Raw genomic sequence first — 12,883 nt, 5'->3', positions numbered from 1 at the left:
GCGATCAGGGAACGGGAGTCACCCATGCGTTATCAACTGTGCATACTCGCTTCTGCTGTTCTTTCCGCATCGGCCTTCGGGCAAGGTCTGAACATCGACTTTGGCACCCATTGGGGAACCCCATCACAGTCTTATGTGCCCACCACGAATCTGACTGGCCTTTGGAACAGCCTGGACGCTTTCTCAGCAAACGACCCTCCTGTCGAGTTGATGGGACTCGACGGAACACCCTCGGGAGTGCTGCTCTCACTCCCCTTGAGTGTGACACCGCCCACCGCTGTATATTCGATAGCACCAATCGTCACTGGTGATCCCCTTGCATTGTTCGACGATGGGTTTGGCGCAGCCACTGAACCGCAACGGATACGACTCGAAGGGCTTCAACCCCAGTGGTATGAGATACACGTTTACAGCACGGCGAGCTTTCTCTCCCCAACAACGTTCATCGATCGCTCGAGCAATCTGGAAGTTACCATGACCCTCACTGGCGGGTGGAGTTCCACTACTCCAAGCGGACTCCAATACGGGGTGAACTATTTTCGACATTACATCAAAGTCACTGAAGATTGGCTCGAGATTGACTGGATTGCAACCTCTCCGACACAACAGGGTGCTATTACAGGTATACACCTGTTCCCGATTGACTGCTATGCTGACATGGACGCAAATGGCACCCTGAATATCTTTGATTACGTCAACTTTGCCAACTTTTATGCAGGGTCAATGATCATCGTTGACTGCGACCAGAATGCTGTTCTGAACATCTTTGACTTTGTCTGTTACGGCAATGAGTATGCTTCCGGGTGTCCATAAGACGAGGGGCTACTCATGTACTAAAGACACAGTGCAAAGCAGGTGCTTTGCTGTCCACAGCCGTATGTGTAATGCGTACGATCAATCTGCCGATACCCTTCTCTGCGTGACCGATCAGCCAAACCCCATTCCAGACACTGTCCAGCCCTCACTTGCGAGGTCGGTCTGGCTGCGCGCCAAAGCTGCCTTCACATGGACAACATCACACACACGGCGATGTAGCACGTGGACACTCCGCGCAACGGATCGGCTCGGCTGGTCGCTGCTCGACCCGGGCTGGCCGTTCGTCATTGCTGCCATCGGACTGCTCGGCGCGACCGTGCTCATCCCAGCGTTTGATCGACTCGACGAGGCGATGTGGGAGCGCGACCGCGCCAGCGCCTACGAGCAGAACCGGCTGGATCGCATCGAACTTCACACCGCCTACCTTGATGCGATCGAGCGGGGCGAACCGGGACTGGTCCGTTCACTCGCAGCAGAGCAGCTCAACCGCATCCCCGCAGGTGAGTCGCCGCTGCTCCCAACGAGCAACACGCTGTTCCTGCCTGCGTCGGTGTTCCGCGACCTTGAGCCGGGCCTCATCACTATCGAGCCGAGACAGATCAAGAACTCATTACTTGAACGCTGGACAACGAACGACCACATCCGCCCGTGGCTGATCCTTGCTGGCGGTGTCATGCTTCTGATCGGACTCCTGCCGATGCAGAGACGGGAAGAGAGTCGGGCTCTGTAACCTGCTCTCCTAGCATTGCGGATGAAACCGTTGCACTACCTTGCCATTGCTGTCCTCTGTCTCTCACATGCGGCATTTTCACAGGGAGACCCTCCCAAGCAGAGCGAGCCAAAGCTCATCATGCTCGATCCAATTCGGCTTGTAGAGATTCCCGAGGGTGTGGGCATGATCCGCGGTGTCGCACTCGCAGATGACTCAAAGTCCGCCTTTGTTGCTCGCCACGATGGATCAGGCAAAACGATTGTGTCTCGAATCTGGTTTGAGGACAGTCGTGTCGAAGATGTACTGAGTTTTACAACGGAGGGCTTCGTTCAAGGATTTCCCGAAATTCGATCCGCCCCGAACACCATCATGTTCGTTCAAGACGATGCAGCAAGTATACATTTCTTTGACCCACACTCAGGCGAGCAAGTATCAACAATCGGAGATCCAACAACTCCCGGTGTTTTCAGGTACTTTGCATTCCAGCCAGCATCGAAATCCGTATATGTTGCACTTGGCTCCACACTTCAACGCTGGAACATCGAGACAAACTCCATTCAGGAAAAATTTGAGATCCCCCTGCGCAATGCAAACGAGTTCACTGCTGCCATAATGGCTGACAAGGACAATATCGGTATCGTTATCTATGACCCTGATGCGGGCACCGAAAGACTGACAGTACTTCAAGCGAATGACGGAACTGTCGACGAACAACAGGAACTGGTAGGTCCAGTCGTTCATACCGACTGGGGAAGTAACCGCATGATCTCGGTTCGAATCGAGGACAACCACTGGAGCGAGATTGAGATGTGGCCCCTCGACAGCATGGAACGACAAGGCCCACACGAAGTCAGAGGCGATATTGCCTCAGTTGGGATTCGTGTATCTGAAAAACATGACCTCGTCTTTGTACACAACTGGATGGTGGAGTTTGTCGCAGTGTACGACATGCGTGAAAAACACTGGGGCAGTATTCTGGGGCCGGAAAATCATCTGGTCCGCGAGTTTGACATCTCCTCCGATGGCGACCGAGCCATTACAGTACAGGGCCAGGGACTTAACGGAGATGTGCTGCAAACCCACTTTGCCATCTTCGATATCTCTGATCTTCGCATGCAACTAGACAACAAGGAGCACACCACACCAGTTGCTCAGCCCGAAACTTCAAAGTAACCTCGTTCACACATCAAGTTCCCAGCAGAACGCTTGAAGATAGACGGTTTGACATCCGGATATCTCTCAGGTTCCGGCCGGCTTTGCCGAGACCGTCAGCGCGACCGCGCCATACTGCGCAGCGGTAATCTCGTGCCTGCCCACGCGAATGCGGGCTGAATCGCCGTCAACGCCGCGGGACTTCATCTCCCTGCGCAATGCTGCTGGGAGCGCAAACTCCATGTCCTCGTCGTAGACATCCGCCTGCTCGATTGTGCCACCATATGTGTCGAGCAGTTTCCTGCAGATGCCCGCAACAAGATCCTCCGGCGCTGACGCACCAGCTGTGAGCAGCACCGTCTCATCTCCTGATGCAAACCACGACAGATCGAGATGATCAGCATCATCAAGCAGATGCGCAGGTGTCCCGACGTTGCGCGCAATCTCAGTCAGACGAACGGAGTTGGATGAGTTCTTTGATCCCACCACCAATACAAGATCGCACTGCGGCGCGAGCTGGCGCACGGCGTGCTGACGATTTGTCGTCGCGTAGCAGATGTCCGATCCAGGTGGTCCCTTGATATTCGGAAATGCCTGTTTCAGCGCGTTGATGATGATGTCCGCATCGTCTGTCGAGAGTGTGGTCTGCGTGAGATACACGAGTTTGTCGGGATCGATAACTGTCAGATTCGGAATGTCGTCCGGCGACTCAACCACCTGCGTCGCGTGCGGCGCTTCGCCGAATGTGCCGATGACTTCCTGATGGTTGCGATGCCCTACCAGCAAAATCTGGTACCCTTGCCGCGCATACCGGATTGCTTCTGAGTGGACTTTCGTCACAAGTGGGCAGGTTGCGTCGATGACGCGAAGCTGTCGTGCACTCGCTTGTTCTCTGATCGCAGGGCTGACGCCGTGCGCACTGAAGACCGCGATCGCGCCTTGGGGCACATCCGCGATGTCCTCAACGAACACCACGCCTCGATCGCTGAACCGACCGACGACGTGCCTGTTGTGGACGATCTCGTGGTAGACGTAAACAGTCTCACCCTCGAACAGGTCGAGGACTTGGTCAACAACGTCGACCGCCATCTGCACGCCAGCACAGAATCCGCGAGGATTTGGTAAAAGAATCCGCATGTTCGGTGAATCCTAGCTGCACTTGGCAGTCTGTCGCGCCTTCAATGGACCAGTCCAAAGGGGAACTACGCTCAGGACCTTCCCCTCGTTCGACTGGAGGCAAGCCATGGCGCAGAGACACACGATTTGTGGTATTGCAGCAATCATTCTTTGTGGTGGCGGTGTTCTCGCTCAGGATGCGACCTCGGCAGCCCCAACACAAACGAAGGACGCGAGAGTTTACGGGCTTGCCAATCCGAAGCCAAAGGCAGAGGGAACGATCCGACTTGCCACATACAACCTGTTCAACCTCTTTGACGACCGTGACGATCCATCAATGACCGAACGCAATGAGGACATTGACGACACGACGCCAGCAAATCAGAAGCAGGCACTCGCGGACACAATCCACAGACTCGACGCGGACATCCTTGCGGTAGAAGAGATTGAGAACCGTAGCGCTCTTATTGAGTTCCGTGAGGAGTATCTGAAGGACATGGGATATGACTATGTGATGTCGATCGACACTGGGGACGATCGCGGAATCGAGAACGCGGTGCTGTCACGGTTCCCGATCACACATGCCGAGGTCTGGCCGAATCTCCCACTCGGTGGTATTCATCCTGAGAAATATGGGAACGACGTGAACTGGTACGCAGGTCAACCGATCACGTTCAAACGTTCACCGATGCGTGCAGATGTCTCCATTGATCGCGACAAGGATGGAGAGTCCGACTACACACTTACGCTGTTTGTGATGCACCACAAATCCGGCACGTACAACAACTACTGGCGTGAAGCCGAATCAAAGAAGGTTGTCCAGCTTATCGATACAGTTCAGAAGCGGAACAAGAACGCGAATATTGCTGTACTGGGTGACTTCAACGCACGGGCTGTTGACATGTCCGTTGCAACTTACATCGCTGCTGGGCTGATGGATCCGTTTGCCGGGCGCGTCCCGCACGATCCTGAGATCCAGACGCACGAATCCAACCGGCGCATCGACTTCATCCTGATCAATCCCGCGCTTGCGAACGAGTACGTGCCAAACTCGATCTTTGTACTGGGCACGCCTGCCCGTCCCAAAGGGTCCGACTGGCGAACCACCCCTGCCCCTCAGGGCTGGGCCTCAGACCACTATCCTGTCGCAATCGATCTTGTTCCGAATGATCAATGAGTCAGTACTGCTTCTGGACTTATCCACAAAGTTATAAAGCAAGCGCAAAGATCAACCGCAAATCTCCCCGGTTTCTAAAGAGACAGTTGTTTCTCGGAAGACTTTGTAACATCCGCGCATATTCTTTTCCATGTTCTCGTGAGTTTTCACTGCAACCCGTTCAAAGTCCGAACAATGTTCGCGGAGCTGAATACAATCGGTTGCATTTTCGGGGGTATTGAGCATGTCACGCCAGCACACCCGCACACTCCGACCAGCGTTCACGTTGATCGAGTTGCTCGTTGTGATAGCCATTATTGCATTGCTGATTTCGATCCTGCTGCCAGCACTGGGCAACGCCCGTGAAGCTGCTCGCGCAATGAAATCTTCCAGCAATATGCGTCAGATTGTGACCGGTATTCTGATGTACACCGACACAAACAAAGGCTACCTGCCTGGCAGCCCTACAACATCGGGAGCCGATGCACTCAAGGGCACATTCAATGGCACCTCAATCCAGACGTATGACTGGTTTGGGCCGATTGCAGAGTACATTGGTCTTCGAGAACCGACCAAGCAAACAACGGAGCAGGATCGGGCTGCACGATTCAAGTGGTATCAGGAAGCAGACGCGTTCCATGATCCGACAAATGAGGTCACTGCAACCGTCTATAACGGGAACTCCACGCTCTGGGCTGCTGGCAGAATGATCTCCTACGGCATGTCCACACAGTTCACCTCAACGGAGGATCCTACAAATCAGGGTGGCACAGGCGTTCATACTGAAAGAAGGCGCGGATACACACCACAGCTTCATAAGGTTGGTGTTGGCTCCAACAAAGTGGCGCTGTTCGAGAGCCATCGGTACGCCGACAGGGGCACCGCTCCCGATTTCGACGAAGACATCAACGCTGCTTACGGAGGCGCATTTGGTGGTGTCGGGTTCTGGTATCGTCAGAGCAAGGAGATGGACAGGTTTGCAGCACCAGGCGAAGATGGTCGTGCCATCTTTGTGTCAGGCTCAACTTCTGTGAAGTTTGATGCCAGACGCTGGGCATTCAGACACAACTCAAAGGCAGGCCCCCTCGACAAGAAAGGCGCTGGCGATGCATACGGGTATCTCGCGTTCTTCGACGGCCATGTCAAAATGCACACCGATCGAGACGCACTCGACCCAGACTACTGGTTCCCGCGTGGCACATTGCTTACCCGCAAGACAAACTTCTGGAACGATGCGATCAAGCAGTTTGAGCACAAACTTGGAAATATCTCCACTGCAAAGCCCTATGTTGTCCCCTGAATCCCATTGATGGATTGCGCATTATTATGAGGAGTCAGTGCTGTGTCACCATGGGATGATCTCATTGAGGAAATTGACGATCAGAAACAGCCTGAGAAAACGGGCAGGAAGTCAAACTCTGGTGTTCTGAAGATTGTGCTTTTTTTTGTGCTGGTGGGTGTAATTGTTGTTATCGCACTACCGTGGATTCGTAACCAGAACCCATCAAGCGCTGCAGTCACAAGCACGCGCCTTGTCATGGATGCGGAAACCGGAGAGATCTTTGACAACTTCCGTGTACCGAAGGATCAGCCGTTTCCCTGGAAAAACCCAAAGACAGGTCGCAACACACTCTACATGCCTGAGAAGTGCTACTGGACTCCGGATGGCAAAGCAAAGAATACGCCAGACTATGTGCTGCTGAACAAGTTTACCGGAAAAGCAGGCCCCACTCTTTGTCCTGTGTGCGGCAAAGAAGTGCGCGAGCATAACCCCACTCCTCCTGATGAGCTCCTTGTCGAAGCATTCAACGAAGGGCGATGATAACAAACAGCTATTCCACCGCAGGCTCTCCTGCGTGGCTTATCATGGTTCAGTTCCTGCGGTTTCGGTGTGTTCTTTGCGCTTTCTGTGTATCTCTCTGTTTGATTCCCTTCTATGCTCCGAACGCTGATTTTTCAGCATGCGGCGCTTTCGGTATTGCGTCGATTGTTCAGTTCTGGCCTTACCGGGCCTGAGGAGGAGAGAGATGAGAAAGAATGTGTTTGTCGTTATTGCATGCGCTGGTGCTGCTGCGAGTTCCGCGTTCGGCCAGATTGCGTACACCAGCTTTGAGGAGCCGGCTGTCTTCGGTGGTCAGTATGTTGACACCGGCGATCCCCTTGTCGCACACGCGCTGATCAACAATGTTGGCGAACCACTGGTCAACTACACCAGTATTGGTGGCGAACTCGGCTTCAGTGCTTTCTATACACCATCGGCACAGTCTTCGTCAACAACCGGATTGAGCGAGGGTGACTTTGTTGGTGTCACAGACTTCACCGGCACAGTCGGCGCATACACGCACGGCCTCAACGGATACGAGATCTCCGATGCAGACGGCCTCATGACAGTCTCACTTGACACGGTGAACTACACGGGCACATGGAACGTCAGCATTGATTACTACCTGCAGGACACAGGCTACGAGGCCGACGACCGCGTGCGCATCTGGGCAACGGTCGATGGCGGTGTCGAACTCGACATCCTCGCAGCATCCGGCGACGATATTAAAAACCATGTTGGCGCATGGACAACTGGCACACTCGACCTGTCGAGCTACACCATGGCAACGCTTCACTTTGAACTCGACTCAAACGCAGCGTCGGAAGCGCTCTTCGTTGACAATATCGTCTTCGCAGTTCCGACACCGGGCACACTCGCGCTGACCAGCCTTGGTCTGGTAGCGCTCGGGCGTCGTCGTCGATAAACGCTGATTCTGCTTATTGCACAGGCTAGGCCGATTCCGTCGGCTTGGCCTGTTTTTTCGTGCCCACCTACGCTTCCTTGAAAACACCAACTGGAGACACCATGACCGCATCCGCAACATCCCATGCAACAGGCGTACTCGACTGGCTTGCAGCAAACGAGCAGGCCTCTGTGGCACGCCTCATTGACTGGTTGAAGATCGACTCAATCAGTACAGACCCCGCGTATCGCGAGCCCTGCAAGCGCGCAGCGGAATGGGCTGCCGACCATCTTCGCGCAAGCGGATTTGACGCGAAGCTCATGCCCACCGGCACGACCGACAAACCAGGACACCCGATCGTCCTCGCAACCACGCCAGCAGTGCATGACGCAAACGCGAAGGGCCCGCACATTCTGTTCTATGGTCACTACGACGTGCAGCCGGTCGATCCGATCGAGTTGTGGGAGTCGCCACCATTCGAGCCCGTCATAAAGAAGGCTGATACCGAGTGCCCGGACGATCGCATCATCGCGCGCGGCGCGGTCGATGACAAGGGTCAGGTCGCAACATTCCTCGAAGCGATGCGCGCGTGGAAAGAGGTTTCGGGTGAAACCGCTGGTGGTTTGAAGATCACCGTGCTGCTGGAGGGCGAGGAGGAATCGGGCTCGGTCAATCTCGAACGATTTGTGCGCGAGAATGCGGAGATGCTCAAGCAGACAGACGTGTGCCTGATTTCCGACACAGGCATGCTCGGACGCGGCAAGCCCGCAATCACCTACGGCGTGCGCGGTTTGTCGTACACAGAAGTCGTCCTGCATGGACCGAATCAGGATCTCCACTCCGGGCTCTGGGGCGGGCGCGTCGCAAACCCGATCACCGAGCTTGTGCGCGTGCTTGCACAGCTCCACGATGAGAACCGGCACATCACCATTCCCAACTTCTACAACGGTGTGCGCACGCTCACACAGCAGGAGCGTGACAACTGGGCAAAGCTTGGACACGATCAGGATGCTGCACTGAAAGGCATCGGCATGCCACCACAGGGCGATATCGGCGAAGCTGGTTTCAGCGCGATCGAGCGCGAATGGGCACGTCCCACCGCTGAGATCAACGGCATCATTGGCGGGTACACGGGCAAGGGTGCCAAGACCGTGATCCCATCGCACGCGAGCGCCAAGGTCTCATTCCGACTCGTCGACGATCAGGACCCGGCGAAGATCACACAAGCATTCTTTGCATGGCTCGATCAGCGCACGCCATCCGGGTGCCGATGGGAGAAGATCGATCATTCGGGCGGTTTGCCCGCAACCGTCGCAACGGATTCACCTCTGCTTGCTGCAACAATGCGTGCGCTCAAAGCAGCAAGCAACACCGAGCCTGCGCTCATCAAGTCCGGTGGATCCATCCCGGTCGCGGGCCTGCTCAAGCAGACACTCGGGCTCGAAACGATTTTCATGGGGTTCGGTCTCGATGACGATCGCGTGCACTCACCGAACGAGAAGTTCGAACTCGGATGCTTCAGACTCGGGTGTCGGTCGCACGCGATGCTGGTGAACGAACTCCTCGCAATGCAATGAACACAGTCGACCACAACCAGTTAAAACAACACGCGGATGAACCTCGCTCGTTCGTGTTTCGTGCCCGGCATCGATTGTCGCGCAACCGGGACTATCAGCATGTGTTCGCGTCACGCGCACGCAAGCCGCACGGCGCGATCGTTGTATTCGCTGCACCGAATACGCTCGACCATCACAGATTGGGATTATCTGTAGGCAGGCGCGTTGGGAACGCTGTGAAACGCAACCGCATCAAGCGCCTGCTGCGGGAAGTGTTCCGCCACGAGCATGCGTCGATTCCACTGAATACAAACGGAACCGGGTACGACTTCATCGTGCAGGTGCGCCAGCACGAGTTGCAGCGCATCAACGGATATCGCGAGTCGTTCACCAGAGCAGCAAACGCATTGCACGCACTCTGGAACAAGCGTCTCCGCACAGAGGATGACTCGTAATGTGCGCACACGGCAGTTCATCGCACGACGCGAACATCCCCGCTGAAGACATGAAAACGAGAGGATTCTCACGACTTCCCGCGTGGTCGTCGCTCTCATCTCAAGGAAAACGCCACGTTGTGTTGAGCTTCCCACTCCTGGTCATTATCTGGATGTACCAGAGCAGTCTGTCATTCGTTGTGGGTGGACAGTGCCGGTTCCGCCCAACGTGCAGCAGGTACTCATTCCGCGCCTTGTGCGACTACGGGCCTGTCAGGGGGAGCATGCTCTCAGCGCGTCGCATCCTCAGTTGCAGACCCGGCGGCAGGAGCGGGTACGACCCCGTGCCGGTGCCGAAGGACGCGTGATCCCAATGGCAGATAACTACCGCAGTGCGTCGCGTGCTCTGACCATCTCGCGTGCGCGGGCTTCATCGACATCGTTTTCCCAGAACCCGTCGCGTTTGATCCACGATCCAACGATAACACCGTCCGCGTGCTCAAACAGTGCACCGAGTGTTTCAGGTGTTGCGCCGGAACCAACGAGCACCGGCACATCGACTGCATTTCGTGCTTCCTGAATATCGCTCACGTTGGTCTGTTTTCCGGTCGCAGCGCCGGTCACAATAATCCCGTCTGCGCCGAAGAACTCCATCCCGTGCGCAGCTTCTGCGAGAGACAGATCGCTCGTGATCGCGTGGCACGCGTGTTTCTTCTTCACATCGGCGAAGATCTGAATGTTTTCTGCCCCGACCGATTTTCTATAGCGAAGCAGATCACCCGCGCTCGCTTCAATCATCAATCCCTCGTCGGCGATGTGCGCATACGCGAAGTTCTCGCAACGGATAAACGACCCGCCAGCAGCGAGGCAGACAGCCATCGCCTCCTTCTCCCCACGCGAGAGCACCTGCACACCCAGCGGCATATCGCCAATCACTTCCCTAATCGCGAACGCCACACGCGTCATGACCGCGGTGACAACCGGCGTGTGGATGTTCAGATACGGACGATCGTGCATGTTCTCGATCGCGATCGCATTGAACCCCGCATCGCGTATCGCTTTCGCGTCCTGAACCGCACGATCGACAATCTGATCGACCGGCATCGTCGCGTGCGGCGAGCCCGGCGTTGCGTGGACGTGCACCATCCCAATTAATACTCTGCTGCTTTGCCGAGAACGAAGCCAGACCTGTGTCACAAACCACCTCGCTTTAGTACATCCTGCTCGCTATCCGTTCATTTACCTACCATGATACATTGTGGTGACAGTTCAAGCGACACACAGCATCAAAAACCGCTACACTCCACACATGACACCACACTGTTTCGCACGCAGAATACGCCAGTCGTTCGTCGTGTCAGTTCTCATGACTTTGGCTGCGCTATCCAGTCTCGCAACGCCTACTCGCGCCGACGGCCCCACCGTCCATTACCACGTTTCACTCAATAAGCCGCAGACGCAGACGTGCCTGATAACCATGCAGATCCGAGGCATCGATACCGACACGATCGACGTCATCATGCCGACGTGGAGGCCAGGCAGGTACGAGATTCTGGACTTTGCAGGCACTGTCCGCTCCTTCAAGGCAGTGGGCGGCGTAGACACGTACGACTACAAGCAGTTGAAGTACAGCAAAATTCGCAAGAGTGCGTGGCGGATTGAGACGAACGGTGCAAAGGAGATCACCGTCTGGTACGAGATCTATGCGAACAGTCTCAACACCCGAACCCGGCACATTGATGCATCACACGCGTTCCTTTCGGGGTCAGCCGTGTTCATGATGGCTCCCGACGCACGCGACAACCCGTGTACAGTGTACTTTGACATGCCTGAGACCTGGAAGATTGCAACCGGACTCGAAGCGGATAGATCCAAATCAAACCAAGTCAAGGCAGCGAACTATGACGTGCTCGTAGATTCACCGATCGAACTCGGCACGTTTGATCTCATCGAGTTCGAGGTGCTTGACACACCACATCAGCTTGCGATCTGGTCGGATGAGCCCGGCGAGCCGGAATACGACCGCGAGGAGTTGATCGAGGACTTCACAAAGATTGTCGAGCACGCGCACGACATCTTCGGTTCATTCCCCTACAGCCGGTACATCTTCCTGCTGCACGTTGGTAACGGCATCGGTGGCGGGACCGAGCATCTGAACTCGACCATCATGCAGACTTCACACGGGTTCTCGCGAGGGAACCGGTATAACGGTTTTCTAGGGCTTGTCAGCCATGAGTTCTTCCACACGTGGAACGTCAAGCAGTTCCGGCCCGCGGGTATTACACCGTACGACTATGAGAAAGAGAACTACACGACACAGCTCTGGATTGCCGAGGGGACGACAAGTTATTACGACGACCTCATGCTCGTTCGCGCCGGATTGATTGATACAAGCGAGTATTTCCGGCGGATCGTCGGTGGTCATAACTACGTGCTCAATCGCCCCGGTGCAAAGGTGCAGAGCCTCGCAGAATCGAGCTATGACGCGTGGATCAAGTTCAACGCATCCTGGCCTGACTCTGCCAACACCACCGTGTCGTTCTATACGAAGGGCGCAATGGTGAGCCTGCTACTGGACATGGAAATCCGTGCTAGCACCGGCAACGCGAAATCACTTGACGATGTCATGCACACCATGTATGAGAGGTTCCCTCAGCCGGGTCCGGGGTATACAGAAGCTGATTTTCAGGGTGTTGTCGAGCATATCGCTGGCAAGCCAATGGACAGCTTCTTTGAAGTTTTCGTCAACGGCACGACTGATCTTCCGCTGGTTGAAGCATTGCAGAATGTTGGGCTTGAGCTTGCACGGTCAAGCGATCGTGTTGAGGCGTATGTTGGCATTAACGCGAACGAATCCAACGGAACATGGAAGGTATCGTCTGTTGCATCTGATGGACCAGCATTTGATGCTGGCATCGTCGTGGATGACGAGATTGTTGCAGTCAATAACAAACGCGTATCGGGCAGTGTCAACGATGCGATTGACGACCTCGAACCCGGTGACGATGTTGTGGTGACAATGTTCCGTCACGGCGAACTGGTGCATGTCACGTTTCCTGCAGGATCCCGCAACACGGGTCGCTGGGAAATCAAACGGATGAATAATCCTACTGCATCACAGGTTGCAATGTACGAGGACTGGTTGAAACTCGACTGGCCCAACAAACCCGATGCTGACACGGACAACGACGATGACCAACCAGAGTAAAAGGACA

At 55.2% G+C, this 12,883-nt stretch carries 13 protein-coding genes; 11 read left to right on the top strand and 2 right to left on the bottom strand.

What is annotated here, in order from left to right; all coding sequences use genetic code 11:
* The first annotated feature begins 24 nt into the window (after positions 1–24).
* The 3 genes from H6815_08245 (at position 25) to H6815_08235 (ending at position 2,701) form a co-directional block, all read left to right on the top strand.
* The gene (locus H6815_08245; protein ID MCB9860430.1) at positions 25–813 is read left to right on the top strand and encodes a hypothetical protein; all 789 of its coding nucleotides are present in this window, start codon (positions 25–27) and stop codon (positions 811–813) included.
* 106 nt (positions 814–919) lie between these two features.
* Entirely contained in the window at positions 920–1,546 is a 627-nt protein-coding gene (locus tag H6815_08240; GenBank protein MCB9860429.1) for a hypothetical protein, read from the top strand.
* Between the two features lie 21 nt (positions 1,547–1,567).
* The gene (locus H6815_08235) at positions 1,568–2,701 is read left to right on the top strand and encodes a hypothetical protein (protein ID MCB9860428.1); all 1,134 of its coding nucleotides are present in this window, start codon (positions 1,568–1,570) and stop codon (positions 2,699–2,701) included.
* Positions 2,702–2,767: 66 nt separating this feature from the next.
* On the opposite strand, the gene ispH is transcribed toward H6815_08235, so the two are convergent.
* Positions 2,768–3,817, bottom strand: coding sequence for a 4-hydroxy-3-methylbut-2-enyl diphosphate reductase (gene ispH / locus H6815_08230; protein ID MCB9860427.1), 1,050 nt, complete (start codon positions 3,815–3,817; stop codon positions 2,768–2,770).
* 106 nt (positions 3,818–3,923) lie between these two features.
* Between ispH and H6815_08225 the strand changes: the two genes are divergently transcribed.
* The 7 genes from H6815_08225 (at position 3,924) to yidD (ending at position 10,036) form a co-directional block, all read left to right on the top strand.
* Positions 3,924–4,973 (top strand): endonuclease/exonuclease/phosphatase family protein, encoded by a 1,050-nt coding sequence (locus H6815_08225; protein MCB9860426.1) that lies wholly within the window; start codon positions 3,924–3,926, stop codon positions 4,971–4,973.
* Positions 4,974–5,196: 223 nt separating this feature from the next.
* Complete coding sequence (locus tag H6815_08220; GenBank protein MCB9860425.1) at positions 5,197–6,252, top strand: DUF1559 domain-containing protein; 1,056 nt, start codon at positions 5,197–5,199, stop codon at positions 6,250–6,252.
* Between the two features lie 42 nt (positions 6,253–6,294).
* Positions 6,295–6,774 (top strand): hypothetical protein, encoded by a 480-nt coding sequence (locus H6815_08215; GenBank protein MCB9860424.1) that lies wholly within the window; start codon positions 6,295–6,297, stop codon positions 6,772–6,774.
* Between the two features lie 205 nt (positions 6,775–6,979).
* Positions 6,980–7,699, top strand: a complete 720-nt coding sequence (locus H6815_08210) for a PEP-CTERM sorting domain-containing protein (protein ID MCB9860423.1) — start codon at positions 6,980–6,982, stop codon at positions 7,697–7,699.
* A gap of 101 nt (positions 7,700–7,800) precedes the next feature.
* Positions 7,801–9,255, top strand: a complete 1,455-nt coding sequence (locus H6815_08205) for a M20/M25/M40 family metallo-hydrolase (GenBank protein MCB9860422.1) — start codon at positions 7,801–7,803, stop codon at positions 9,253–9,255.
* Positions 9,252–9,689: a ribonuclease P protein component gene (gene rnpA / locus H6815_08200; GenBank protein ID MCB9860421.1), complete on the top strand. Its 438-nt coding sequence runs from the start codon at positions 9,252–9,254 to the stop codon at positions 9,687–9,689. Before H6815_08205 ends, rnpA begins: the two co-directional genes overlap by 4 nt.
* 50 nt (positions 9,690–9,739) lie before the next feature.
* The gene (gene yidD, locus H6815_08195; GenBank protein ID MCB9860420.1) at positions 9,740–10,036 is read left to right on the top strand and encodes a membrane protein insertion efficiency factor YidD; all 297 of its coding nucleotides are present in this window, start codon (positions 9,740–9,742) and stop codon (positions 10,034–10,036) included.
* A 16-nt stretch (positions 10,037–10,052) separates the two neighbouring features.
* On the opposite strand, the gene H6815_08190 is transcribed toward yidD, so the two are convergent.
* Entirely contained in the window at positions 10,053–10,814 is a 762-nt protein-coding gene (locus H6815_08190) for a BtpA/SgcQ family protein (protein ID MCB9860419.1), read from the bottom strand.
* Positions 10,815–10,977: 163 nt separating this feature from the next.
* Here H6815_08190 and H6815_08185 point away from each other — a divergent pair, with 163 nt between their 5' ends.
* A complete protein-coding gene (locus tag H6815_08185) occupies positions 10,978–12,876 on the top strand; it encodes a M61 family metallopeptidase (protein MCB9860418.1) in 1,899 nt (632 codons plus the stop codon).
* Positions 12,877–12,883: the final 7 nt, after the last annotated feature.

It is taken from the genome of Phycisphaeraceae bacterium, from assembly GCA_020639155.1.
Taxonomy (GTDB): domain Bacteria; phylum Planctomycetota; class Phycisphaerae; order Phycisphaerales; family UBA1924; genus JACKHF01.
Note: the sequence above shows the minus strand (reverse complement) of the source record. Positions and strands in the feature narration are given on the sequence as shown.

What these genes read in the sequence shown, in the direction of transcription:
- H6815_08245 (MCB9860430.1), top strand. Translation starts at nt 25, where the DNA reads ATGCGTTATCAACTGTGCATACTCGCTTCTGCTGTTCTTTCCGCATCG.
- H6815_08235 (MCB9860428.1), top strand. Translation starts at nt 1,568, where the DNA reads ATGAAACCGTTGCACTACCTTGCCATTGCTGTCCTCTGTCTCTCACAT.
- ispH (MCB9860427.1), bottom strand. Translation starts at nt 3,817, where the DNA reads ATGCGGATTCTTTTACCAAATCCTCGCGGATTCTGTGCTGGCGTGCAG.
- H6815_08225 (MCB9860426.1), top strand. Translation starts at nt 3,924, where the DNA reads ATGGCGCAGAGACACACGATTTGTGGTATTGCAGCAATCATTCTTTGT.
- H6815_08220 (MCB9860425.1), top strand. Translation starts at nt 5,197, where the DNA reads ATGTCACGCCAGCACACCCGCACACTCCGACCAGCGTTCACGTTGATC.
- H6815_08210 (MCB9860423.1), top strand. Translation starts at nt 6,980, where the DNA reads ATGAGAAAGAATGTGTTTGTCGTTATTGCATGCGCTGGTGCTGCTGCG.
- H6815_08205 (MCB9860422.1), top strand. Translation starts at nt 7,801, where the DNA reads ATGACCGCATCCGCAACATCCCATGCAACAGGCGTACTCGACTGGCTT.
- rnpA (MCB9860421.1), top strand. Translation starts at nt 9,252, where the DNA reads ATGAACACAGTCGACCACAACCAGTTAAAACAACACGCGGATGAACCT.
- yidD (MCB9860420.1), top strand. Translation starts at nt 9,740, where the DNA reads ATGAAAACGAGAGGATTCTCACGACTTCCCGCGTGGTCGTCGCTCTCA.
- H6815_08190 (MCB9860419.1), bottom strand. Translation starts at nt 10,814, where the DNA reads ATGGTGCACGTCCACGCAACGCCGGGCTCGCCGCACGCGACGATGCCG.
- H6815_08185 (MCB9860418.1), top strand. Translation starts at nt 10,978, where the DNA reads ATGACACCACACTGTTTCGCACGCAGAATACGCCAGTCGTTCGTCGTG.